Origin of the sequence: Streptomyces sp. NPDC048349 (genome assembly GCF_040651925.1) — a bacterium.
GTDB lineage: Bacteria > Actinomycetota > Actinomycetes > Streptomycetales > Streptomycetaceae > Streptomyces.
The window spans coordinates 67,165-91,717 of record NZ_JBEZLA010000021.1 but is presented as its reverse complement, the minus strand read 5'-3'; the positions used below and the strand labels follow the sequence as shown (position 1 = coordinate 91,717).

Here is a 24,553-nt window from a genome sequence, read left to right as displayed (position 1 = left end):
TGCGCGCGTCACCCTACCGGGCGCTTGCCCGACTGTCGGCAAGTAGGATCACCGACGCGTGGAGGAGACCCCCTCCGTGCCCGGGACTTGGGGGCGCCGGATGCGGTGTCCCGTCCGTTTTCGAGGGATTGATGCTCCGGTGAGCCAGATCGTCGTCAAACGACCGCCGCGGTCCCTGCCGCCCGAAGTGCCTTCGGACGAGCTGCGGCTGGAGGCGCCGCCGGAACTTCCTCGGGGGCAGCAGGAGGGCATGCTGATGCAGCTCCTGCCGATGCTCGGCATGGGCTCCTCCGCGGTGTTCTTCTTCATGCCGGGTGCGGCGCCGTTCATGCGCATCATGGGCGTGCTGATGCTGTCGTCGACGGTGGCGATGGTCGTGGCGCAGCTCGTGCGGCACCGCCGGGGTACGCAGGGGCAAATGGCCGATGTGCGCCGGGACTACCTCAAATACCTTGCGCAGACGCGTCGTCAGGTGCGCCGGACCGCGCGGGCGCAGCGCGACGCGCAGCTGTACCTGCACCCGGCGCCGGACCAGTTGTGGTCGGTGGTGGCCGAGGGGTCGCGGCTGTGGGAACGGCGGGTGGGCGACCCGGACTTCGGCCAGGCGCGGCTCGGGCTGGGCGCGCAGCGCCTGTCGACTCCGCTGGTGGCGCCGGACACGGCGCCGGTGGACGAGCTGGAGCCGTTGACGGCGGGCGCGATGCAGCGCTTCCTGAAGGTGCACTCCTCGCTGGACGGGCTGCCGATGGCGGTGTCGATCCGGGCGTTCTACCACGTGACCGTGTCGGGCGAGCCGGAGTCGGCGCGCGGTACGGCGCGGGCGCTGGTGGCGCAGCTGACGACGCTGCACTCCCCCGAGGACCTGGTGGTGGCCGTGGTGGCCGCGCCGGGTGCGGTCCCGTCGTGGGACTGGACGAAGTGGCTGCCGCACACGCAGGTGCCCGGGCAGGTGGACGGGGCCGGTACGAAGCGGCTGTTCGGCGACGACCTGGCTGAGCTGGAGGCGCTGATGGCGCCCCGGCTGGAGGGGCGGCCGCGGTTCAGCCGCGAGGTGTCCCCGGTGCTCGACCAGCCGCACCTGGTGGTCGTGCTGGACGCCAACTCACCTCGCGGTGGTGTGGTGCCGCCGGACTCGGTGTTCGCGGCGGCCGAGGGTTTGCAGGGCGTCACCATCGTCGAGGTGGTCGCGGGCGAGCTGGACGAGCCGCGCGGCGGACTGTCGGTCGTGGTGCGGCCGGGCAGGCTGCGCCTGGAGTCGGGCGCGGGCGTCGCCTACGAGGGCACGCCGGACACGCTGTCGCTGCCCGCGGCGGAGGCGCTGGCCCGCCAGCTGGCCCCGCTGCGCACGGGCGGCGGGGACGAAGACGAACCGCTGCTGGCGAACCTGGACTTCACGGACCTGCTGAACCTGGGGGACGCGGCCGCGGTGGACGTGGCGCGGACCTGGCGGCCGCGGTCGGCCGGTGAGCGGCTGCGCGTGCCGATCGGGGTCGGCGAGGACGGCGCCCCGGTGATGCTGGACCTCAAGGAGGCCGCGCAGGAGGGCATGGGGCCGCACGGCCTGTGCGTGGGCGCGACCGGTTCCGGCAAGTCGGAGCTGCTGCGCACCCTGGTGCTCGGCCTCGCCGTCACGCACACCTCGGAGACGCTGAACTTCGTACTCGCCGACTTCAAGGGCGGCGCGACCTTCACGGGCATGGGGCAGATGCCGCACGTCGCGGCCGTCATCACCAACCTGGCGGACGACCTCACGCTCGTGGACCGGATGGGCGACTCGATCCGCGGCGAGCTGCAGCGCCGTCAGGAGCTGCTGCGCGCGGCGGGCAACTACGCGAACATCCACGACTACGAGAAGGCCCGCGCGGCCGGCGCCCCGCTGGAGCCGCTGGCCTCCCTGGTGCTGGTCATCGACGAGTTCAGCGAGCTGCTGACGGCGAAGCCCGACTTCATCGACATGTTCATCCAGATCGGCCGGATCGGCCGGTCGCTGGGCGTGCACCTGCTGCTGGCCTCGCAGCGGCTGGAGGAGGGCAAGCTGCGCGGGCTGGACACGTACCTCTCGTACCGGATCGGCCTGCGGACCTTCTCGGCGGCGGAGTCGCGGACGGCGATCGGTGTGCCGGACGCCTACCACCTGCCGTCGGTGCCCGGTTCGGGCTATCTGAAGTTCGGTACGGACGAGATGACCCGCTTCAAGGCGGCGTACGTCTCGGGCACCTACCGCGCGGGCGGGCCCGACCTGTCGGTGGGCCTGTTCCCGGTGGAGCGGCGGCCCGCGCTGTTCACGGCGGCTCCGGTGCCGGTGGTGTACGCGGCTCCCGACCCCGCCTACCTGGCGGCGCAGTCGGCGCGGGAGGACGACGCGCTCGCCGACACGGTGCTGGACGTGATCGTGAGCCGGCTGGAGGGGCAGGGGGTGCCGGCGCACCAGGTGTGGCTGCCGCCGCTGGACCAGGCTCCGCCGCTGGACCAGTTGCTGCCGGCGCTGGCTCCGAGCGCCGAGCGGGGGCTGCACGCGGAGGGGTACACGCGCCCCGGCGGGCTCGTCGTACCGCTCGGCCTCATCGACAAGCCCTTCGAGCAGCGGCGCGAGGTGCTGTACCGGGACTTCTCGGGTGCGGCGGGTCACATGATGGTGGTCGGCGGTCCGCAGTCGGGCAAGTCCACGCTGATGCGGACGCTGATCTCCTCGTTCGCCCTTACGCACACCCCGCGCGAAGTGCAGTTCTACGGGCTGGACTTCGGCGGTGGCAGCCTGTCGTCGGTCGCCGAACTGCCGCACGTGGGCGGGATCGCCTCGCGGCTGGACCCGGAGCGGGTGCGCCGTACCGTCGCGGAGGTGGGGGGCATCCTCAACCGGCGCGAGGAGTTCTTCCGCTCGAACAACATCGACTCGATCGGTACCTACCGGCGCCGGCGGGCGGCGGGCGAGCTGCCCGGGGAGCCGTGGGGCGACGTGTTCCTGGTCGTCGACGGCTGGGGCGGTTTCCGCGGCGAGTACGAGGGCCTGGAACAGGTGGTCACGGACATCGCGGCCCGCGGTCTGGGCTACGGCATCCACGTGGTGATCACCGCGGCGCGCTACATGGAGGTGCGCGCGGCGCTCAAGGACCAGATGCTGAGCCGCCTCGAGCTGCGGCTCGGCGACGTCATGGACTCGGAGTTCGACCGGAAGGTCGCGGCGAACGTCCCCACCGGGATGCCGGGCCGCGGCCAGGTGCCCGAGAAGCTGCACTTCCTGGGGGCGCTCCCGCGGATCGACGGCTCGCACGACCCGGCGGACCTGTCGGAGGCCACGGCCGCCTTCGTGGACGCGGTCAAGCGGCACTGGGCGGGGCCCGCGGCCCCCGGGGTGCGGCTGCTTCCGCGGCTGCTCCACGCCGACCAGCTGCCCCGGGGCGGGGACCGGCCCGGGCGCGGGATCGCGATCGGCATCGACGAGACGGACCTGGAGCCGGTGTTCGTCGACTTCGACTCCGACCCCTTCCTCCTCGTCTTCGGCGAGAGCGAGTCGGGCAAGACGAACCTGCTGCGGCTCATCGCCCGGCAGATCTCGGAGCGTTACGCGCCGGAGCAGGCGCGCCTGGTGGTGGGCGACTACCGGCGGAGCCTGCTGGGGGCGCTGCCGGAGGCGCACCTGCTGGAGTACGCGCCGATGGCGAGCTCGCTGCAGATGCACATGGAGGCGCTGGGCGGGGTGTTCGCCCGGCGGCAGCCGCCGGACGACGTCACTCCGCAGCAGTTGCGCGACCGCAGCTGGTGGACCGGGCCGGACGTGTTCATCGTCATCGACGACTTCGACCTGGTGGCCACGAGCCAGGGCAATCCGCTGGCGCCGCTGGTGGACTTCCTGCCCTTCGCCCGGGACACGGGCGTGCGCTTCATCATCGCGCGGAACTCGGCGGGTGCCTCGCGGTCGATGTACGAGCCGTTCATGCAGCGGATCAAGGAGCTGGGCGCGCAGGGCATCGTCCTGTCCGGTGACCCCTCCGAGGGCGACCTGGTCGGCAACGTGCGGCCGCGTCCGATGCCGCCGGGCCGGGGGTACTTCGTCTCGCGCCGGCGGGGCACCTCGCTGGTGCAGCTCGGGCGGATGCCGGAGATGTGAGCAAACCCGTCCTCCCGGGCCGCACAGGGCCGATAATCGGCGGTGAAGACCGCGCCACCGAGGGGAAAGGCCGCACATGGGCACCCAGCAGGAGAAGGACGAGCTGTACGCGCTCGACATCAGCGGCGTGGAGTGGGAGGGACCGCCCGGGACCACCCCCGAGGAGGAGCGGGTCGAGATCGCCCGGCTGCCCGAGGGTGCGGTGGCCATGCGGTCCTCGCTGGACCGGGACACGGTGCTGCGGTACACCGCGGCCGAGTGGGAGGCCTTCGTGCTCGGGGCCCGGGACGGGGAGTTCGACCTCGACCGCCACCGGCCCTGAGGCGGACCGGGACGGACGGCAGTACGCGCCGAGGGGGCGCGCCCGGGTGCGGGCGCGCCCCCTCGGCGCGTACGGGCTGCGGGCCCGGGCTCAGTAGGCCTCGGTGAACAGGCGCGAGGCCTTCACGTCGGTGGCGCGGTAGTCGCCCTTGCCCTGCTCGATGAGCTTGGCGACCGTCTCCAGCTTCTTCTGCATCTCGTCGGCGATGCGCCGGTACTTCTTCTGGAGGACCACGTACTCGCGGTGCGCCTCACCGTCCCAGGTGTCGGTGACCACCTTCACGGCCTGCTCCATCTCGGCCAGGTCCTTGATGATGTTGTTCGACACGACGCGGATGCGGTCCGCCATCTGCTGAACGGTCTCGTACCGTACCCGGGTGTTGCCGTCATTTCCCGACATGATCTTCTCCTTCGCTCTGGTGGTGACTGGGAACGACGCCGGTCAGATGTTCTCGAGGCCGGACCGGGCGCCGCCCGTGCCGCCGCCGGCGGGGGCCACGGCGCGGAACGCCGCGCGCACGTCCTCGTCCTGGGCGTTGCTCAGGTTCTTGGTCTGGGAGACGGCGTTGTGCAGCACGCCGAGCAGGCGGCGGATCTCGTCGTGCTCGACGTTGAGGTCCGACTGGGCCTTGGCGAATCCGGCGGCGCCGACACCGGTCCAGCCGGCGCTGACGGTGGCGATGATGTCGGCCAGCTCGCGGGCCTGGGTGGTGACGGCGTTGGCCGTCTCGGAGATCCTGTTGGCCGCCTTGACGACCGGATCGTCCGCCAGCCCGAAGGTGTTCGTGCTCATCCGAAGCTCCTCACTTCTCAATTCGCCGGCAGAACCGGCGGATTGCGCGGCGGAGCGGACGGTCCCGGCGCGGTGTTGAACCGCGCGCCCCGGACATCCCCCTCCGCTCCACGCGATCCCCCGATCACATTCGTGAAGCCTGCCGTCACTCTAGTCAGTTCAGCCTCACGGCCCAACACCAGTGGGTTGCTTCCCCAGATGGACCGTCCCCGTTCACTGCAAACGGCGTCGGCGGCCGCGGGCATCCCGGACGACGGTCGCCGTGCCCGCGATGACGGCGATGACGACGGCGCCGATGCCGAGAGCGTACGTGCCCAACCGCTCCTCGCGCTCCCGGGCCGTCTCGGTGAGCTGCAGCGCGGCCGCCTCCGGAGCGGCGGCCGGGGGCGGGCCGGGGTCGGGGACCGGCGCCTTCGGGACCTCCCGGTCCTGGCTGAGCGCGCGCACCGGGTCGACGACGCCCCAGCCGACGTAGTCGTCGCGGCCCTTGACCGAGCGCTCCGCGGTGTTCTGGATCTGCCAGACGATCTGCTGCGCCGACCAGTCCCCGTGTTTGGCGCGGAGCAGGGCTGCGACGCCGGCGACGTACGGGGCCGAGAAGCTGGTGCCGTTGTCGATGCACTGGCCGAAGCCCGGGACCGTGGAGACCATGTCGACGCCGGGCGCGGCCACCCCGATGAAGTCGCCGGGCTGGGAGAACGCGGCACGCTCGTTGTTGCGGTCCGAGGCGCCCACCGCGAGGACGCCGGGGAAGGCCGCCGGGTAGGTCTTGCGCTTCTCGCCGCTGATGCCGTCGTTGCCCGCCGAGGCGATCACGACGACCTTGGCGTCGAGGGCCTTCTGGACGGACTTGCCGAGCTCGGAGTCCGCGGTCAGCGGTACGTCGGTGTCCTGGGAGATGTTGATGACCTGGGCGCCCTTGGCCACCGCGTGGTCGATCGCCTGGCTGAGCGAGAGGGCGTTGCCCTTGCCCTGCCCGTCGTTCTGCCGGATCGGGATGATGGTGGCGTCCGGGGCCAGGCCGACGAACCCGGTGCCCTCCTGGGGGCGGGCCGCGATCAGTCCGGCGACCTTGGTGCCGTGGCCGACGGTGTCGTTCGTGCCGTCGCCGCCCTTCGGGTCGATCAGGTCCTTGCCGGCGCCGACGTCGAGGGCGCCGCTCAGCTGGGGATTGGCCCGGTCCACACCGGTGTCGATGACCGCGACGCGGACGCTGTTGCCGTTCTTGTCCTTGCCCTTGGTGTGCGCCCACAGCTCGTCGAGGAGGAGCCTTTGGAGGGCCCAGGGGCGGTCCGCGATCTGCTTTTTCATGGGGAAGGTGCACTCGCCGGCGCCGTCGAGGCGCGCGGCGTACGGGGGCTCGGGCGCGGGGGCGGCTGCGCCGGCGGCGGGCGCGGCGGCGCAGACCCCGAGGAGGGCGAGGGCGGCGGCGAGCGGAGCGCGCCGCCGCCCGGGGAGCTGGTTCATCGTCGGCTACCTCAGGAACCCTGCGGCTGGCGTGCGGAGTTGGTGTCCAGCCGCGGCCCCTTGGAGAGGAACTCCGACCAGGCGATGGGCACCATGGCCGGGGTCACGCCCGCGTAGCCGAGGCGGACCTGCGCCTGACTGGGTTCGGGGGCGCCGGGTGCTCCTCCCGCGCCGCCCTTCGCCTGCTGGTCGGGGGCGCCGATCTTCGACTGCTCGGCGTCGCTGTCGCCGTTGGCCTGGACGGCGTAGCGCAGGCCCGTGTCGGTGACCAGGAAGAGGGAGCCGCCGGCCGTCGTCTGCTTGCCCTGGATCTGCGTGTAGAGCAGCCCCGAGCCCGGGGTGACGTACGCGCTGGTGCCGCTGGCGGTGATGTCGATGGGGAAGCCGGTGCCGGCCCAGGTGCTCAGCGTCTGGTTGCCCTGGCCGTCGACCGCGCGCAGGACGTTGCAGACGGTGTCGCGGCCGGCGGGGCCACCGGCCTGGGGCGCGGCTGCCGGTGCGCTCTGGTTGACCACCTCCGCCTTGCGCCGGGGCCACTTGAGGTCGCCGCCGAACGGGGCGGGGTCCGGGCTGAGGGCCTGGAGGTCGACCTCACGGGCCTTGCCGTGCATGTTGAGGCCGTCGGTCGCGGGCGCGGAGATCAGCAGCCACGCGACGAACTCGGAGACCGGCGCGACCTTCCCGGGCAGGACCACGTAGTGCTGGGTGCCCGAGCCCGTCTGCGCCCGGAGCACCATGCCGACCTTGTTGTCCGCGGTGACCAAGCCCTTGACGTCGGCGTTGGCGCCGGCCTTGCCGGGCAGCTGCGGGAAGGACAGGTCGTCACCGGAGTTGAGGGTGGCCAGCCACTGCTCGGTGACCGGCTGCGGGGTGGCGCCCGTACCGACCAGGGCGTTGGTCATCGTGCCCGCTGCCGGTGTGCCCTCGGGGAACTTGTACTTGGTGCCGGTCGCGTCGACCAGGTAGCGCTCCTTGCCCGCGCCGGTGCTCTGCACGTACAGCGTCTGGGTGTCGGTCAGCCTGCGCTCGTCGTCCGTCAGGTGCGTCTCACGGTCGGCGAGCACGAAGGTGGCGGTCTGCACCCCCCGGCCGTTGCCGCCGGGCTGCTGGCAGACGGCCCAGCGCTTGGCCTTGGCCGCGTCCTCCTTGGCGGGGAGCCGGTCGGGGGCGTACGGGATGCCGATGATGGGGCCGCGCGGGGGCTTGCCCGCGTCCAGGACCTTGTCGTCGACCTGGATCACCTTGAACTTCGAGGGATCGAGCAGGAGTCGGGCGGAGGCGAGGTTCAGCACCGGGTGCAGGCGGGTCTGGTCCTTGCCGTTCACCTTCGTCGTCAGGACGACGTAGCGGGTCGTCGACTGCTTGCCGACGATCACCTGCGTGCCGGGGTCCGCCCAGCCCTTGGGGGCGGTGGGCTTGAACATGCCCCAGGCGCCGAAGGCGGCGAGCACGACCGCGGCGACGACCACGCCCGGGACGACCGCGCGCAGCGGGCGCGGAGCGCCCTCCTCGGTGCCCGTCGCGGACGGCTGGAGGAACGCGGCCACCGTGCGCCGCTTCGCAAAGGTGTACGCGTTGAGCTCATCACGTCGTGATGCCATGACCGCCTGATTCTCCCCGCACGGCCCGGTCGGTGAGTACGGTCCCCGAGCCTCGTTTGTCGGACCGGGCACCTACTATGCCTCTTGGCAGACGGTATGCAGGGGCCGGGTAGGGTGAGGTGGCCGCTCCGCGCCTTCCACACCGCAGTATTCACGGGCCATCGGGGCATCAGGGCTCGTAGGGGTGGATCGGGGAGATTCCGGGCCGTGCGGCTGCCGTTGCGCCGCGCCCGCAGAACTCGCGGGTCCGGCCCCGCGGGTACCTCCCGGCGGCAGCCGGGCGAGAAAGGGGAAGTGCGCGAGTGATGGCCACGGCAACGCAGCCGCAGACCGGCGCGGCCGCACCCGCACGCGGCGGGGTGACGCCCCATCCGAAGTCCAGCCCCGGCCGCTTCGGTCCGTTCCGATTGCAACAGCTCGTACTGCTCCAAGTGGCCTCGGCCGTCCTGCTGGTGGCGTGGGTGGTCGAACCGGTGCTGCTGGTTCCCGCCGGCGCCCTCGCCCTGGTCCTGGTGACGCTCGCGGTCGTACGCCGGCACCAGCGGTCCCTGCCCGAGTGGATCGGCGGCGCGCTCGCCCTGCGCGCGCGGCGGCGCCGGGCCGCGTCCCTGACCGTGCCCGCGGGCACGGAGCCCGGGCTGGCCCCGCTCGTCGAGGCCGATCCGGCGCTGCGCACCCTCACGTTCAGCGACCGCGACCGGCGGCCCGTCGGCATGATCGGCGACGGGACCTTCCTGACCGCGGTCGTCCAGGTGGACACGGACGCCACCGCGCTGCGGCCCGACCGGGGCGCGCGGCCGCTGCCGCTGGGCGTCGTACGGGACGTCCTCGAAGTGGACGGCATCCGGCTGGAGTCCGCCCAGCTGGTGCAGCACACCCAGCCCGCCCCGGCCCCGCACCTGCCCGCCCAGTCGATGGCCACGCGCAACTACGCACCGCTGCAGGCCCGCACGGGCACCCCGGCGGTACGGCTCACCTGGATCGCCCTCAAGCTCGACCCGGAGCTGTGTCCCGAGGCGGTCACCGCCCGCGGCGGCGGCCTGGCGGGCGCCCAGCGGTGTGTGGTGCGGGCGGCCGACCAGCTGGCGAGCCGGCTGGCCGGGGCCGGGTTCACGGCGACCGTGCTGACCGAGCAGGAGCTCACGGCGGCCCTGGCGACCTCCTCGTGCGCGAACCCGATGGCCATCACCCAGGCCGGGCGGTCGGCCAGCACGGGACGGCGCACGGAGGAGACCCCGCGGACCTGGCGGTGCGACGACCGGCGGCACACCACGTACTGGATAGGCCGCTGGCCGCAGCTGGGCGGCGCGGGCGCCGCGCCCCTGCCGCAGTTCGTGGCGCTGCTGACCTCGCTGCCGGCCCTCGCGACGAACTTCAGCCTGACGATGGCCCCGGCGGAGCGCCAGGGCGTGACGCTGACCGGACACGTCCGGGTCACGGGCCGCAGCGACGAGGAACTGGTCGCCGCACGGCGTGAGTTGGAGCGCACGGCGCGGGGCGTGAAGACCGGCCTGGTCCGGCTCGACCGGGAACAGGTACCGGGGCTGCTTGCTTCGCTGCCGCTGGGAGGTGCGCGATGAGGGGCGGTTTCGGGCTGGTCGGCCCGCGCCGGGAGCGGCACGTGGTGCCCGCCGTCGACCTCGACCTCCTCGCCCTGCCGGTCGGGGACGACGGGGTCGTCATCGGCGTGGACGCCGAGGGGCGCCCGGCCGTGCTCGGCGTCAACCGGCCGACCCCGTACGAGGTGACGCTGATCGGCGGTCTGTGGACGGCACAGGTGCTGGCGCTGCGGACGGCGGCGACGGGCGCCCGGGTGGCCGTGGAGACCGGGCGCGCACAGGTGTGGGCCGGGCTGGCCCGGTCGGCGGGCGGCGGGCAGCAGTGCGTGACCCTGCACGAGGTGGGCCGGGTGCCCCCGCAGGGCGCCTCGGCGGGCAGCCCGGTGCTGGTGGTCCGGGACTGCGGGATGCGGCCGCCGCGCGGGCGCGTGGTGGCCGGACCCTGGCAGTCGGTGCTGACGCTGCTGCCGTACCTGAGCCCGACGGCACCCCGGTTGCTCCAGCAGTCGTCGCTGGTGGGCGTGCAGCGGGTGTCGCCGGACGAGGCGGCGCAGATCGGCCGGCTGATGAACCTGCCGCGGCCCGCGGTGGAGTCGCTGCCGACGCTGGGCGACGGGGTCACGCTGTGGTGCACGCCGCGGGACCGGCAGTTCGTGATGACCCAGGGGACGGAAGCGGAGACGGGCCTGTTGGGCGCGGCCCGGCGGATCGACTGAGTGCGGGCGGGACGGACGGGGGCGGACACCGGTACCGGGCCGCGATTAGGCTGAGCGTGGGCGCGGCGCAGAGGTGGGCGCCGGACCAGTGTTCGACAGACCAGGAGGACCAGTGAACGGCGATCGGAACGAGAGGCGCGGCGGGACGTGGGACGTCCCGACGGACGATCAGTCCGACGCGGAGCCCGAGCTGACGGGCGAGTTCACCATCGACTACACCCCGCCGGCCTGGTACACGCAGGGTGCGGCTCCGGCCGCGCAGGTACCGGGGCTGCCCGAGGGCAGCGGCTTCGAACCGCACCGCCCGTCGGACGTGGCCTCGCCCCCGACGATGCGGATGGCTCCGCCTGCCCCGCGGACCCCTTCCGACGGCGCGGGCCTGCCCACGCCCCTCCCGTTCCAGGACCGGACCCCGGACCCGACCCCGGACCCGGCTCTGCCGCCGGCCGACCCGGCCCCGGTCGCTCCCCCGGCACCGGCCCCTGCACCTGCACCGGCCCAGGGCCCGGCCCCGGCTCTGCCGCCGGCCGACGCGGCCCCCGCCGACGCGGCCCCCGCCGACGCGGCCCCGGTCGACGCGGCCTCGCCGTTCCAGGCGCCGGCCATGACTCCGGTCGAGGTCCCGGCGTTCCGGGCACCGGCGCTTGCGCCGTCCGAGGCCGAGGCTCCCGCGCCGGTCACTCCCCCGGCGCCGGCACCGGCAGAGGTCCCGGCCCGGATCGAGGCACCCGCGTACCCGGCTCCGGCCAACCCGGCTCCGGCCCTGCCCCCGGCCGAGGCACCCTCGTACCCGGCTCCGACGCCCCCTCAGGCCGGGGCTCCCGCGCCGGCGCCCGTCGAGGCGGCGGCCCCGGCCGGAGCCGAGGCGCCCGCGCCGGACGTGGCCGACGCCGTGCCCGCCGTGGAGCAGGCGGCTCCGGTCAGCCCTGCGGACGTACCGCACGTCGGCGGCGAGAACCCGTTCGGGGGAACCGGCGGCCAACTGCCGTCGCCGCCGCCCGCGTTCGCGGCCCCGGACGACTACGCGTTCCCACCCCCGGCCCCGGTTCCGTCGCCCCCGGCCCCGGTCCCGCCGGCCCCGGCCCCGGTCCCGCAGCACGACCCCCGATCCGGCGCCCAGTGGCCCGCGGGACCGCAGCAGCACCAGCCGCAGCCCCACCCCCACCAGCCGCAGCCCCCGCAGCCGCACGACCCCCGGTACTCGGGCCAGGCCGCCGGCGGGGCCCCGCTCGGCTACACGGCCGCCGTCGAGCTGTCCTCCGACCGCCTGCTGCGCAACAAGCAGAAGCCGAAGAGCAACAACAACGGCGGGGGCAGCCGGTTCCGCTTCGGCGGCAAGGCGGCGGAGGCGGAGCGCCAGCGCAAGCTGGACCTGATCCGCACGCCGGTCATGTCCTGCTACCGCATCGCCGTCATCAGCCTCAAGGGCGGCGTCGGCAAGACCACGACCACCACCGCCCTCGGCGCGACCCTCGCCACCGAGCGCCAGGACAAGATCCTGGCCATCGACGCGAACCCCGATGCCGGCACCCTCGGCCGCCGCGTGCGCCGCGAGACCGGGGCCACGATCCGGGACCTGGTCCAGGCGATCCCGTACCTGAACTCGTACATGGACATCCGCCGGTTCACCTCCCAGGCGCCCTCCGGCCTGGAGATCATCGCCAACGACGTGGACCCGGCCGTCTCGACGACCTTCAACGACGAGGACTACCGGCGCGTCATCGAGACGCTGGGCCGCCAGTACCCGATCATCCTCACCGACTCGGGCACCGGGCTGCTCTACTCCGCCATGCGCGGAGTGCTGGACCTGGCCGATCAGCTCATCATCATCTCGACTCCGTCCGTGGACGGCGCCAGCAGCGCCAGCACCACCCTCGACTGGCTCTCCGCCCACGGGTACGCCGATCTCGTCTCCCGCTCCCTCACCGTCATCTCGGGGGTCCGCGAGACCGCCAAGATGATCAAGATCGAGGACATCGTGCAGCACTTCGAGACCCGCTGCCGCGGCGTCGTCGTCGTGCCGTTCGACGAGCACCTCGCCGCCGGCGCCGAGGTCGACCTCGACATGATGCGGCCCAAGACCCGCGAGGCCTACTTCAACCTCTCCGCCCTGGTGGCGGAGGACTTCCTGCGGGCCCAGCAGCAGGCTCCGCAGGCCCACTGGGGAGCCCCGCACCAGCAGCCGCAGCCGCAGCAGCCGCCGTACGGCCAGCCCCAGGGCCAGCCCCCGTACCAGCAGCAGCCGTACGCCCAGCCCTACCCGCAGCCCGGCCAGCCCTGGCAGCAGCCCCCGGCCCCGCCGCAGCAGCCCCAGCCGCCCCAGCCGCCCCAGCAGCAGCCGCCGAGGGACCCGCGCCTCGGCTGAGGCCGGCCGACGAGCAGGCGAGAGCAGGAAGGGCCCGTACCGCCCCCGGAACCGGGGTGGTACGGGCCCTCGCCCGTCGCGCCGTCGTCGCCGGCGCGCTACCGCCGTCAGCGCGCCGCGTCGTACGCGTCCGTGAGCACCCGCGCCCGCTTCACGTCGTCCGCGATCGCCTCGAGCAGCCCGTCCAGCGACTCGAACTTCGCCATCCCCCGCACGTACGCGAGGAAATCGACGGCGGCGTGCTTCCCGTACAGGTCCAGCCCGATCCGGTCGATCGCGTACGCCTCCACGGTCCGCTCGGTCGCGTCGAACTGCACGTTCGTCCCCACCGAGATGGCCGCGGGCATCCGCTCGCCGTCGGCCGTCAGCCAGCCCGCGTAGACCCCGTCCGCCGGGATCGCGGTGTGCGGAGCCGTCTCGATGTTCGCCGTCGGATAGCCGAGCTCGCGCCCGCGCTGCGCACCGCGCACCACCACGCCCTCGACCCGGTGCGGACGCCCCAGGATCTCGGCCGCGCCGTCCATGTCTCCCTCGGCCACCAGCCTGCGGGCCAGCGTCGAGGAGAACGGCACGCCGCCGCCCGCCTCGCCGCGCTCCACCAGGTCCACGACCTCGACCTCGTAGTCGTAGGTGCCGCCCAGCTCGCGCAGGAAGTCCACGTTCCCGGCGGCCCGGTGGCCGAAACGGAAGTTGGGCCCCTCGATGACGGCCCGCGCGTGCAGCTTGTCGACGAGCACCTTCACGATGAAGTCGGCCGGGGACAGCTTCGAGAACTCCGCCGTGAACGGCAGGATCAGCAGCGCGTCCACGCCGAGCCCGGCCATCAGTTCGGCACGCCGGTCATAGGGGGCCAGGATCGGCGGGTGGCTGCCGGGGCGGACGACCTCGCTGGGGTGCGGGCTGAAGGTGACGACGACGGACGGGACGCCGAGCTCGCGGGCCGTGGCCACGGCCCGTCCGATGATCAGCTGATGACCGCGGTGCACACCGTCGTAGGAGCCGATGGTGACGACGCTGCGTCCCCAGTCCTGGGGGATGTCCTCCAAGCCACGCCAGCGCTGCACTGTGACCGCTCCTCGCCCGAACCCGTGTAGGCCTTGTACCGATTGCCGATTACAGGTCTAAGACTGCCATGCCGCTGCCCGGGGCCCCGCATCGGCGTCCGGGTGGGGCTGCCGGAGGGGACGGCCGGCCCCGCCGCCACGGGCCCCGTCACGTCGCGTCCGGAGCGGCCCTGCTCAGGGCCTGCACGGTCCGCCGCGCGCTCGGGCCCAGCAGGGCCGCCGCCTCCGTCCCCGCCTGAGCCAGCCAGCCCGCCACGAGCGCCCCGAACGCCGGCTCGGACCGCGCCAGCTCCACCGTCCGCCGCTCGAACACCGCGGGCCCGCCGGGGGTCCCGAGCAACTGGCGCCCGGTGCCCCGCAGCAGCTCCCGCGTCCGGTCCTGCGGGCGCGCGCCGGCCCCGGCGGCGACGGCCCCCAGGAACGCCTCGAGAACCCGCGGGTCGGTCTCCTTGCGCAGCAGTACGTCGGCCAGCTCGCCCCTGAGCGCGTACGAGGCCTCCGGGCCCGGCGCGGCCAGTACGACGGCCAGCTCGGCCCGTACCCCGGCCGGTGCGGACCGCAGCAGGTCCAGGACCAGCGGGCGCAGCACGGGGCCCGCGGCCGGTCCCTGCTCCAGGCGCCGGTCGACGAAGGCGGCGGCGTGCGGCGCGTCCTCGGGACGGCGCGCCAGGTGCTCCCGTACGAGGTCCCCCGCGCGCCGCGCCAGCCCGGGCGTCGTCAGCTCGGCCAGGGCGCGCACCACCTCTCCGTCGGCCCGGTCCCGCAGCGCGTCGAACACCTCATCGGGGTCGGGCAGTACGGGCAGGGCCGCGACCAGCGCCGCCGCGGGCAGCCGGGGGCCGTGCTCGGGAGCCCGGAAGCAGGCGAGCGCGTCGGGCAGGTAGCGTCCGCGCACCTGGGGGTCGCGGAGCAGCGTGGCCAGGGCGCTGCCGTGCAGAGCGGCGTCGGCGGGCCGGGCCAGCAGGGCCTGGGCGGCGCAGCGCAGCAACTCGCGGTCGGCGGGGGTGCGCACGTGCGGGGCGGTGGCGAGGCCGTACGCGGCGGCCGCGACCCGCCGCCCGGGCCGTTCGTCGTGGGCCCAGCGGTCCACGGCCCTGCACAGGGCGGAGGGCTCCTCCTCGGCGAGCACGGCGAGCAGCTCGTCGGCGCGGGGGTGCGCCGCGCTCACCAGCGCCTCGGTGAGGTCGTCCACGGCGAGGCGGCGGTGGGTGTGCAGGAGCGCCTGGGCCGCGGTGGCGACGGTGGCGCCGGGCCGGCCGCTCAGCCGCCGCTCGTCGCCGAACCAGGCGCAGAGCAGGGGCTGCGCGAGGCGGGGGTCGCGGGCGAGCCGGCGGGCGGCGGCGTCGAGGTAGCGGTCGCCGCGGGCCGCCTCGGCGGGGTCGGCGGGCAGCAGGCGGCGCAGGAGGTCGAGGCGGTCGGATTCGGGCAGCCGGAGCCGGTTCCAGAACCAGCCCCCGAACTCCCCGGGGCCCGCGCGGGCCACGTGCTCGGCGAGGGCGTGCAGAACGGGGAGGTGGGGGTGGGCATCGGGCGCCCGCAGCAGGGTGTCGCGCAGCAGCCGGGCGGCCCACCAGGCCCGGTCGGGCTGGGTCGTGCCGGTCCCGTCCGCGGCGAACGCCTCGAGCCTGTGGACCAGGCGCTCGAGCTCGTCGCGCAGGCGCTCGGCGGGCAGTCTGCGCAGGGCTTCCAGGACGGGTCCGATGCGGTGCCGCGGCACGGGGAGGCCGGGCCCGGCGGGCCGGTGGACGAGGGAGGCCAGGGCGGCCGGGACGTCCAGGTGGAAGGCCTGGATCCAGTCGGCCAGTTCCTCGTGGGCGAAGCGGTACCCGGGTCCGGCGGGCACCAGCAGCCCCTCGGTGAGCACGGCGCAGGCCCAGCCGGTGCGCCAGGGGAACAGCTCCTCGAAGTCGGCCCGGGCCAGGGCTCCCTGCCCCGGTCCCAGGCAGCGCCGGGCGGCCTCGTGGATCCGGCCGGCCACGCGCGCGGCGAGCCGCCGCACTCCGGGGCCGTGCACCCGGGCGCTCCCGGCCTGGTCGGCGGCGATGCGGACCGCGGCGCGCAGGCACAGCAGGTCCAGGTGGGCGGCGAAGACCTCGTCGCGGCCGGGGCGGCCGGCCGTGACCTCGGCGGCGCGGATCCCGGCGAGCAGGCGCAGGGTCAGGGGATGCCGGGCGTCGGCGTGGCGGACGGCGCCCTCGGGGATGCCGAGGCGGGCCCGGGCGGTCTCGGCCTCGGCTGCGGTGAGGTCGCCGAGCCGGAGGGCGGGCGGCATCCGCCGGGCCGGGCGGGCGGGGGTGTGGAGCACTTCGGGCGGCCAGAGGGCGCCGGCCCGCTCCCAGTGCTCGGGGCGGGCGGCGACGGCCAGCCGGGCCCCGGTCCCGCGCAGCCAGCCGACGGTGGCTTCGCTCCAGTCGCCCAGCCGGTGCGCGAGCTCCGGCGGCATCTCCTCGGGGGCGTCGAGCACCACGAGCAGGGCCCGCCCGGCCGCTGCGGCGACCCGCGCCACGTGGTCGGCGTCGGCGGATGCGGGTACAGGTGCGGCGGGGGCGGGGGCCGCGACGGCCGTCGCGGAGGCGGCGTCCGCGTACGGGTACGGATCCGCGGCCGCGGTCGCCGTCCCCGCCGGTGCCACCGCCGCCGGGGCGGCCGCCCCATCGGCGGTGACGATGCGGGCCGCGCCGGCCAGTGCCCGCGTCACCGCGTCGGCCAGCGAGGCGTCCTGCCCGGTCAGGTCGGCGCCGCGCAGCCACAGCGTCGGGGCCGGCCGGGCCCCGCCGGCCCGGCGTACGGCCAGGGCCGCGAGCGCGGTGGTGCGGCCGCTGCCCGGTTCGCCGACCAGGCCGAGGACGAGGCGGTCGCCCGCCGTGAAGGCCTCCAGTTCGGCGGCCGCCGCCGGCCGCTCCACGGGCTCGGCGCCGGGCTCGGCGCCGGACGGCGGGAGGGCCGCTCCCACGGTGGTGCCGGTCAGTTCCAGGACACCGGCGAGGTTCAGGTCGGGCCCGTACGCGGGCACGGTCGCCGCGTTGCGTTCCAGCAGCGCGGCCAGCGGACCGGCCGGGTCGGCGACGGCCGCTGCGCGCAGGGCCACCGCGAAGCCCCCGCAGCGGTGTTCCGTGCGCAGAGCGGTGCCCAGGACGGCGAGCGCGGCTCCGGTCTCGGCGTCGAGGACCGGGCCGCCGCAGGCCTCCCCGCCCTGGCTCAGCGCGTCGCGCCCGTCCGTTCCGATCGCCAGCTCGATCGCGGCGCACGCGGGCACGGTCCGCGGCCCGTCCACCGCCGGGTAGGTGACCTCGGCGCCGCCGAGCACCCTCGCCTGCCGCCATCCCCGCGCGGGCAGCCGTACGTACGTGCCCGGGGCGATGGTCTCGCGCGCCGCCACGGGCAGCGGCCGCACGCCGAGACCGTCGGTCCGTACGAGCGCCAGCGCGAGCCCCGGCAGGGCGGTCACGTCGTCCGCCCCGGCCAGCCAGGTGCGCCCGGCCGGGCCGGGGGCGTGCAGCACCACCCGGCTCAGTCCGTCGACCGCCTCGTGGCTGGTGACCACCGTCCCGCGGTCGTCGGCGACGAATCCGCTGCCGCGTGCCCGACCCGCGAGATCGCAGATCGTGACGAGCTCCGCCATGGCCGCACCACTCCCCCGCAACGCCCCGAGGTCACGACGGTAGGCAGGTGAAGATCAGCGCGAAAAGCACGTGAGGCGAACGCGCCCCCTTTCGCTCCCTCCATTCACTCCGAGCGCCTGCTCGGACGGGTGAATATGGGGCTCCAGATGGATAGAGACCTACCCGAGGGGGGTCGTGGAGCGGTGAGCGCCAGTGCTTGAGCGCTCACCGCTCCACGTCAACGACCGCTCCACGTCAAGAACCGCTCCACGTCGACGACCGCACGGCCGCGCCGCCCACTCGACTGCGACGAACGGAGCGGCGGTGGGGCCGGGCGAAGACCGCGTGGGGTCAGGCGAAGACCGCGAGGGACTTGGCCTTGCCGCCCTTGTTCTCCACCAGCCCGAGCAGCGTTCCCTGCGGTCCGAAGACCGCCACGGTCAGGCCGGGCGCGTAGGCGTCCGGCATCTCGATCCGCACCCCGTTGGCGAGCAGCGAGGCGCGCCGGGCGTCCAGGTCCCAGCGGGGGAAGGCCGCGGCCGCCGCCTCGCCGATCGGCATGACGGTCAGCTCCTCCTGGAGCTGGTCCAGGGTCCGCGCCCGGTCGATCTTGTACGGGCCCACCCGGGTGCGCCGCAGCGCGGTCAGGTGCCCGCCCACGCCCAGGTCGGCGCCCAGGTCACGGGCCAGCGCCCGGATGTACGTACCGCTGGAGCAGACGACGGAGACGACGAGGTCGACGACCTTGGTGCCGTCCTCGGCCTCCGCCTCGCGCATGTCGTACACCTGGAACGAGGAGACGGTCACCGGCCGGGCCGGGATCTCGAAGTCCTCGCCGTCGCGGGCGCGCTTGTAGGAGCGCACGCCCTTGATCTTGATGGCGCTGACCTTGGACGGGACCTGCATGATCTCGCCGGTCAGCCGGGCGATGCCCGCGTCCACGGCCTGCCGGGTGACCCCGGTGGCGTCCGTGGACGAGGTGATCTCGCCTTCGGCGTCGTCCGTCAGGGTGTTCTGGCCCAGGCGGATCGTGCCGAGGTACTCCTTCTCCGTGAGCGCGAGGTGACCGAGGAGCTTGGTGGCCTTCTCGACGCCCAGGACCAGCACGCCCGTCGCCATGGGGTCGAGCGTGCCGGCGTGGCCGACGCGGCGGGTCCTGGCGATCCCGCGCATCTTGGCGACCACGTCGTGCGACGTGAAGCCGGACGGCTTGTCGACGATGACAAGGCCGTCCTGGGGGCCCCTCCCAGCGGTAGCCGGGGGAGTCTTGCCTGCGTCGGTGCTCATTCCGCGGCTGCGTCCTCGTCGTCCTCGTCGCCCGGCTTCTTGTACGGGTCGGCGTCCCCGGCGTACTGCGCGCCGGAGGAGACCTCGCGTACCTGGGCGTCGGAGGCGCGCGCCTTGTCGAGGAGGTCCTCGATGGTCTTGGCGTTCTCCGGGAGGGCGTCCGCGACGAAGGTCAGGGTGGGCGTGAACTTGGTGCCCGCCGCCCGGCCGACCGCGGAGCGCAGGACGCCCTTGGCGCTCTCCAGGCCCGCTGCCGCGCTGGCCCGGTCCTCGTCGTCGCCGTAGACCGTGTAGAAGACCGTGGCCTCCCGCAGGTCGCCGGTGACCCGGGTGTCCGTGATGGTCACGTGCGTACCGAGGCGGGGGTCCTTGACACCGCGCTGCAGCTTCTCCGCCACCACCTCCCGGATGAGGTCCGCCAGCTTCTTCGCCCGCGCATTGTCGGCCACTGGTCCGTCTCCTTCTTTTCTTGCTACAAGCAATCAGTCTTCATCACCGTGGAGGCGCCGTCGTACCGACAGCAGCTCCACTTCCGGACGCGCCGCGACCAGCCGCTCGCAGCGGTCCAGTACGTCCGAGAGGAACCCCGCGTCCCCACTCACCAGAGCGACCCCTATGCGGGCCCTGCGGTGCAGGTCCTGGTCGCCCACTTCGGCCGCGCTCACGGAGAACTTGCGTTGGAGCTCGGCGACGATGGGCCGGACGACGGAGCGTTTCTCCTTCAGCGAGTGGACGTCGCCGAGGAGCAGATCGAAGGACAGAGTCCCCACGTACATGCAGTTCCGGATGTCCCGCCGGTGCGGGTTCGATGGCCTGCCGGGCCGTCACCCGGCAGGATCACCCGTCCGTCGCGCGGCCGGGTCATCAGAACCGTACACGCAACGGCCGGGGCCGATCGACGGATATTCCGCCGACCGGCCCCGGTGTGCAGCTGCCTACGACACGCTGCGAACCGCCTCGCGCTTACGCGCGGGGCTTCTCGCGCATCTCGTACGTCGCGATGACGTCGTCGATCTTGATGTCGTTGAAGTTTCCGAGGTTGATACCGCCCTCGAAGCCTTCGCGGATCTCGGTGACGTCGTCCTTGAAGCGGCGCAGACCGGAGATGGTGAGGTTCTCGGCGATGACCTTGCCATCGCGCAGGAGCCGCGCCTTGGTGTTGCGCTTGACCTCGCCGGACCGGATGAGGACACCGGCGATGTTGCCCAGCTTGGACGAGCGGAAGATCTCGCGGACCTCCGCCGTACCGAGCTCGACCTCTTCGTACTCCGGCTTGAGGAGACCCTTCAGGGCCGCCTCGATCTCCTCGATGGCCTGGTAGATCACCGAGTAGTAGCGGACGTCGACGCCCTCGCGCTCCGCCATCTGCGCGGCACGGCCGGCCGCACGGACGTTGTAGCCGATGACGATGGCGTCGGAGCCCATCGCCAGGTCGATGTCGGACTCGGTGACCGCACCCACACCGCGGTGCAGGACGCGGATGTCCACCTCTTCGCCGACGTCGAGCTGGAGCAGCGAGGACTCGAGGGCCTCGACCGCACCGGACGCGTCGCCCTTGATGATGAGGTTGAGTTCCTGGACCAGACCGGCCTTGAGGACCGAGTCGAGGTCTTCCAGGGACACCCGGCGGACACGCTTGGCGAAGTTGGCGTTGCGCTCACGCGCAGCACGCTTCTCGGCGATCTGGCGGGCCGTGCGGTCCTCGTCGACGACGAGGAAGTTGTCGCCGGCGCCGGGGACGTTGGTGAGACCCAGGACCAGGACGGGGGTCGACGGACCCGCTTCCTCGACGTTGTTGCCCTTGTCGTCGAGCATGGCGCGCACACGGCCGTAGGCGTCGCCCACGACCATCGTGTCGCCGACGCGGAGGGTACCGCGCTGGACGAGGACGGTGGCGACGGCACCGCGGCCGCGGTCGAGGTGGGACTCGATCGCAATACCCTGAGCGTCCTGCTCGGGGTTGGCGCGCAGGTCGAGCGAGGCGTCGGCGGTGAGGACGACGGCCTCGAGCAGGGAGTCGATGTTCAGACCCTGCTTGGCGGAGATGTCGACGAACATCGTGTCGCCGCCGTACTCCTCGGCGACCAGACCGAACTCGGTGAGCTGACCGCGCACCTTGGTCGGGTCGGCACCCTCGACGTCGATCTTGTTGACCGCGACGACGATCGGGACGCCGGCGGCCTTGGCGTGGTTGAGCGCCTCGATCGTCTGCGGCATGACGCCGTCGTTGGCCGCGACCACGAGGATCGCGATGTCGGTCGACTTGGCACCACGGGCACGCATGGCGGTGAACGCCTCGTGACCGGGGGTGTCGATGAAGGTGATGCGACGCTCTTCGTCGTTCACCTCGGTGGAGACCTGGTAGGCACCGATGTGCTGGGTGATGCCACCGGCCTCGCCCGCGACGACGTTCGTCTTGCGGATGGCGTCGAGCAGGCGGGTCTTACCGTGGTCGACGTGACCCATGACGGTGACGACCGGGGGACGCGGCATGAGGTATTCCTCGCCGCCCTCGTCCTCGCCGAACTCGATGTCGAAGGTCTCGAGGAGCTCGCGGTCCTCCTCCTCCGGGCTGACGATCTGAACGGTGTAGTTCATCTCGTCGGCGAGGAGCTGGAGGGTCTCGTCGGAGACGGACTGCGTGGCAGTGACCATCTCGCCGAGGTTCATCATGACCGCGACCAGCGACGCCGGGTTGGCGTTGATCTTCTCCGCGAAGTCGGTGAGGGACGCACCGCGCGACAGGCGAACGGTCTCGCCGTTGCCGCGGGGCAGCATCACGCCGCCCACGGACGGGGCCTGCATGGCCTCGTACTCCTGGCGCCTCTGACGCTTCGACTTGCGGCCGCGACGGGCCGGACCGCCGGGACGGCCGAAGGCACCCTGCGTGCCACCACGGGCACCGGGACCGCCGGGACGCCCGCCGAAGCCGGGACGACCGCCGCCACCGGCACCGGCCGGACCGCCGCCGAAGCCGCCGCCACCGGGACGCGGGCCGCCGAAGCCGCCACCGCCGCCGGGACGCGAGCCCGGACCGGCCGGACGGCCGGCGAAGCCGCCGCCCGCGGGACGACCTGCGCCACCGGGACGCGGACCGCCCGCACCGGGACCACGGCCACCGGGGCCGCCACCGGGACGGGGACCGGGACCACCGGCAGCGGGACGCTGCGGCATCATGCCCGGGTTGGGACGGTTGCCACCGGGAGCACCGCCGGGACGCGGGGCGCCGCCCTGCGGACGGGGCATGCCGCCCGGGGTGGGACGGGCGCCGCCGGGACCCTGGGGACGCGGAGCGCCGCCGGGACCGCCCTGCGGGCGGGGAGCACCCTGGCCGCCGCCGGCGCCGGGGGCGCCGGGACGCGGGGCGCCGGCCGGACGGGGCGCCTGCGGGCGCGCCATGCCGGTCGAGCCACCGGAGGTGAAGGGGTTGTTGCCCGGACGGGGACCCGCCGGACGGGCGCCCTGCGGACGCGGGGCCTGGCCGCCGGGACGCGGGGCCTGGGCACCGGGAGTGGCGCCGGCCGGACGCGGGGCGCCGGGACGGGCGCCGGGCTGACCGCCCTGGGCCGCCGGACGCTGCTGCGCCGGACGGGGACCGGGGGCCGCGGCGGGGCGCTCGGTGCGCGCCGGGGCGGCGGGAGCCGCCGCAGGCGCGGAGAACTCGGTCGCCACGGGAGCCGCCGGAGCGGGCTTCGGGGCGGCCGGAGCCTTCGGGCCGGGACGCGGGCCGGATGCGGCCGGGGTCACCGGGGCGCCGGCCGGAGCCTCTGCGGCGGCCGGCTTGGGGGCCGGTGCGCCGGGCTTCGGGGCGGCAGGACGTGCCGCAGCGGCCGGGGAGGGCGCTGCGGGCTTGGCGGGCGCGGCCTTGCGGGGCGCGCCGGGCTTTGCAGCGGTCTTGCCGGCGTTGCCGCCGGGCCCCTGCAGTGCGTCAGTCAACTTGCGTACAACCGGCGCCTCGATCGTCGAGGACGCCGAACGGACGAATTCACCGAGTTCTTGGAGCTTGGCCATGACGACCTTGCTCTCCACCCCGAACTCCTTGGCGAGTTCGTATACCCGGACCTTAGCCACTTCGCTCCTTTTAGGTCCGGGTTACGCCGGACCGTCGCTACTTCATGGGCGTACTCATCGCGTACTCATCGAGTGCTCATCGCAATCTCGACCTACTTCCAACTCGCGAGGTACCTGACCGCACGGGGTATCCGTGCCGTACTACTTCTTCTTACGGTGTCGCCTCGGCCGCGGCGGCCAGGGCGTTGCGCAGTTCCGTCGTGTCGAGTGCTCCGGCGGACCGAAGGGCCCGGGGGAACGCCCGGCGGCGGACCGCCTGGTCGAGGCAGATCACGGCAGGGTGCACGTACGCACCCCGGCCGGGCAGCGTACCGCGTGGATCGGGGACGCACTCGTCCTCGATCGCCACGATGCGCAGCAGATCGCTCTTGGCCGCTCGCTCCCGACACCCCACACAGGTGCGTTCGGGGCATGCGCGGGCTTGCGTCCGGCCAGACACGCCTAAGTCTACCTCCCCGCACCGACCCTCCCCCGACAAGTTCCGGGCGAAAATCGAACGGCTGTTGTGTTGTGGTGATCCACCGGCCGGTGGTACGGCCGTCGCGTGGTCCCTGTCTACCGCCCGGCAACCCCGGGCGGTACCGGTTTTATTCCCCGTCTCCGTCGCCGTCGGCGCCCGGGGACGCCTCCGTGTCGGGACGGATGTCGATGCGCCAGCCGGTGAGCCGGGCGGCGAGGCGGGCGTTCTGGCCCTCCTTGCCGATGGCCAGCGACAGCTGGTAGTCGGGCACGGTCACCCGCGCGGAGCGGGTGTCCCAGTCGACGACCTCGACCTTGCTCACCCGGGCGGGTGACAGCGCGTTCGCGACCATCTCCGCCGGGTCGTCCGACCAGTCGACGATGTCGATCTTCTCGCCGTGCAGCTCCGCCATGACATTGCGCACACGGCTGCCCATCGGGCCGATGCAGGCGCCCTTCGGGTTGAGGCCCGAGCGGGTGGACCGGACGGCGATCTTGGTGCGGTGGCCCGCCTCACGGGCGATCGCCGAGATCTCGACGCTGCCGTCGGCGATCTCCGGGACCTCCAGCGCGAAGAGCTTCTTCACCAGGTTGGGGTGGGTGCGCGAGAGGGTCACGGACGGACCGCGGACACCCTTCGCCACCCGCACGACGTACGCCTTCAGGCGCAGCCCGTGCGTGTACTCCTCGCCGGGCACCTGCTCCTGCACCGGCAGGATGGCCTCCAGCTTGCCGATGTCGACGAGAACGTTCTTGGGGTCCTTGCCCTGCTGGACGACGCCGGTGATGACGTCGCCCTCGCGGCCGGCGAACTCGCCGAAGGTCAGGTCGTCCTCGGCGTCGCGCAGACGCTGCAGGATCACCTGCTTGGCGGTCGTCGCGGCGATCCGGCCGAAGTCCGACGGGGTGTCGTCGAACTCCTTGGGCTCCTGGCCCTCCTCGAGGTCCCTCGGGTCCTCCGTCGCCCACACGACCACGTGACCGTTGGTGCGGTCCAGGACCACGCGGGCGCGGCGGAAGCTCCCCTCGGTCCGGTGGTACGCGATGAGGAGGGCCGACTCGATCGCCTCGACGAGCAGGTCGAAGGAGATCTCCTTCTCCCGGACCAGACCCCGCAGGGCACTCATGTCGATGTCCACG

Annotated in this window: 17 protein-coding genes; 5 read left to right on the top strand and 12 right to left on the bottom strand. The window is 73.8% G+C overall.

What is annotated here, in order from left to right:
- The first annotated feature begins 139 nt into the window (after nt 1-139).
- Both eccCa and AB0D44_RS14520 read left to right on the top strand, forming a co-directional pair.
- Complete coding sequence (eccCa, locus tag AB0D44_RS14525) at nt 140-4,108, top strand: type VII secretion protein EccCa (RefSeq protein ID WP_362589608.1); 3,969 nt, start codon at nt 140-142, stop codon at nt 4,106-4,108.
- Between the two features lie 76 nt (nt 4,109-4,184).
- Nucleotides 4,185-4,430, top strand: a complete 246-nt coding sequence (locus tag AB0D44_RS14520; RefSeq protein ID WP_362589605.1) for a DUF397 domain-containing protein — start codon at nt 4,185-4,187, stop codon at nt 4,428-4,430.
- Between the two features lie 90 nt (nt 4,431-4,520).
- On the opposite strand, the gene AB0D44_RS14515 is transcribed toward AB0D44_RS14520, so the two are convergent.
- The 4 genes from AB0D44_RS14515 to eccB all read right to left on the bottom strand — a co-directional run bounded on the left by AB0D44_RS14515 (nt 4,521) and on the right by eccB (nt 8,290).
- A complete protein-coding gene (locus AB0D44_RS14515; RefSeq protein ID WP_362589602.1) occupies nt 4,521-4,829 on the bottom strand; it encodes a WXG100 family type VII secretion target in 309 nt (102 codons plus the stop codon).
- 42 nt (nt 4,830-4,871) lie between these two features.
- Nucleotides 4,872-5,222, bottom strand: coding sequence for a WXG100 family type VII secretion target (locus AB0D44_RS14510; protein ID WP_362589599.1), 351 nt, complete (start codon nt 5,220-5,222; stop codon nt 4,872-4,874).
- Nucleotides 5,223-5,435: 213 nt separating this feature from the next.
- The gene (gene mycP, locus AB0D44_RS14505) at nt 5,436-6,689 is read right to left on the bottom strand and encodes a type VII secretion-associated serine protease mycosin (RefSeq protein WP_362589596.1); all 1,254 of its coding nucleotides are present in this window, start codon (nt 6,687-6,689) and stop codon (nt 5,436-5,438) included.
- A gap of 11 nt (nt 6,690-6,700) precedes the next feature.
- Nucleotides 6,701-8,290, bottom strand: a complete 1,590-nt coding sequence (gene eccB, locus AB0D44_RS14500; protein WP_362589593.1) for a type VII secretion protein EccB — start codon at nt 8,288-8,290, stop codon at nt 6,701-6,703.
- A gap of 305 nt (nt 8,291-8,595) precedes the next feature.
- On the opposite strand from eccB, the gene eccE reads away from it, so the two are divergent.
- The 3 genes from eccE (at nt 8,596) to AB0D44_RS14485 (ending at nt 12,930) form a co-directional block, all read left to right on the top strand.
- Nucleotides 8,596-9,870, top strand: a complete 1,275-nt coding sequence (gene eccE, locus AB0D44_RS14495) for a type VII secretion protein EccE (protein WP_362589590.1) — start codon at nt 8,596-8,598, stop codon at nt 9,868-9,870.
- Nucleotides 9,867-10,565 carry a hypothetical protein gene (locus AB0D44_RS14490; protein WP_362589587.1) on the top strand — a complete coding sequence of 233 codons (699 nt, stop codon included), beginning with the start codon at nt 9,867-9,869 and terminating at the stop codon, nt 10,563-10,565. The genes eccE and AB0D44_RS14490 overlap by 4 nt, the downstream gene beginning before the upstream one ends.
- Nucleotides 10,566-10,677: 112 nt before the next feature.
- Nucleotides 10,678-12,930: an SCO5717 family growth-regulating ATPase gene (locus tag AB0D44_RS14485; protein WP_362589585.1), complete on the top strand. Its 2,253-nt coding sequence runs from the start codon at nt 10,678-10,680 to the stop codon at nt 12,928-12,930.
- Nucleotides 12,931-13,037: 107 nt separating this feature from the next.
- On the opposite strand, the gene AB0D44_RS14480 is transcribed toward AB0D44_RS14485, so the two are convergent.
- From AB0D44_RS14480 to nusA, 8 genes are all read right to left on the bottom strand, one after another.
- Nucleotides 13,038-13,994, bottom strand: coding sequence for a bifunctional riboflavin kinase/FAD synthetase (locus tag AB0D44_RS14480; protein ID WP_362589582.1), 957 nt, complete (start codon nt 13,992-13,994; stop codon nt 13,038-13,040).
- Between the two features lie 148 nt (nt 13,995-14,142).
- Nucleotides 14,143-17,616, bottom strand: coding sequence for a serine protease (locus tag AB0D44_RS14475; protein ID WP_362589580.1), 3,474 nt, complete (start codon nt 17,614-17,616; stop codon nt 14,143-14,145).
- Between the two features lie 331 nt (nt 17,617-17,947).
- A complete protein-coding gene (gene truB, locus AB0D44_RS14470) occupies nt 17,948-18,883 on the bottom strand; it encodes a tRNA pseudouridine(55) synthase TruB (protein ID WP_362589577.1) in 936 nt (311 codons plus the stop codon).
- Nucleotides 18,880-19,332 carry a 30S ribosome-binding factor RbfA gene (gene rbfA, locus AB0D44_RS14465; RefSeq protein ID WP_030227571.1) on the bottom strand — a complete coding sequence of 151 codons (453 nt, stop codon included), beginning with the start codon at nt 19,330-19,332 and terminating at the stop codon, nt 18,880-18,882. Before rbfA ends, truB begins: the two co-directional genes overlap by 4 nt.
- Before the next feature lie 33 nt (nt 19,333-19,365).
- Complete coding sequence (locus AB0D44_RS14460; RefSeq protein ID WP_030651158.1) at nt 19,366-19,659, bottom strand: DUF503 domain-containing protein; 294 nt, start codon at nt 19,657-19,659, stop codon at nt 19,366-19,368.
- 187 nt (nt 19,660-19,846) lie between these two features.
- Nucleotides 19,847-22,954 carry a translation initiation factor IF-2 gene (gene infB, locus AB0D44_RS14455; RefSeq protein WP_362589574.1) on the bottom strand — a complete coding sequence of 1,036 codons (3,108 nt, stop codon included), beginning with the start codon at nt 22,952-22,954 and terminating at the stop codon, nt 19,847-19,849.
- A 151-nt stretch (nt 22,955-23,105) separates the two neighbouring features.
- Nucleotides 23,106-23,393 carry a YlxR family protein gene (locus AB0D44_RS14450; protein WP_362589571.1) on the bottom strand — a complete coding sequence of 96 codons (288 nt, stop codon included), beginning with the start codon at nt 23,391-23,393 and terminating at the stop codon, nt 23,106-23,108.
- Nucleotides 23,394-23,541: 148 nt separating this feature from the next.
- The gene (gene nusA, locus AB0D44_RS14445) at nt 23,542-24,552 is read right to left on the bottom strand and encodes a transcription termination factor NusA (RefSeq protein WP_362589568.1); all 1,011 of its coding nucleotides are present in this window, start codon (nt 24,550-24,552) and stop codon (nt 23,542-23,544) included.
- Between the last annotated feature and the right edge of the window lies 1 nt (nt 24,553).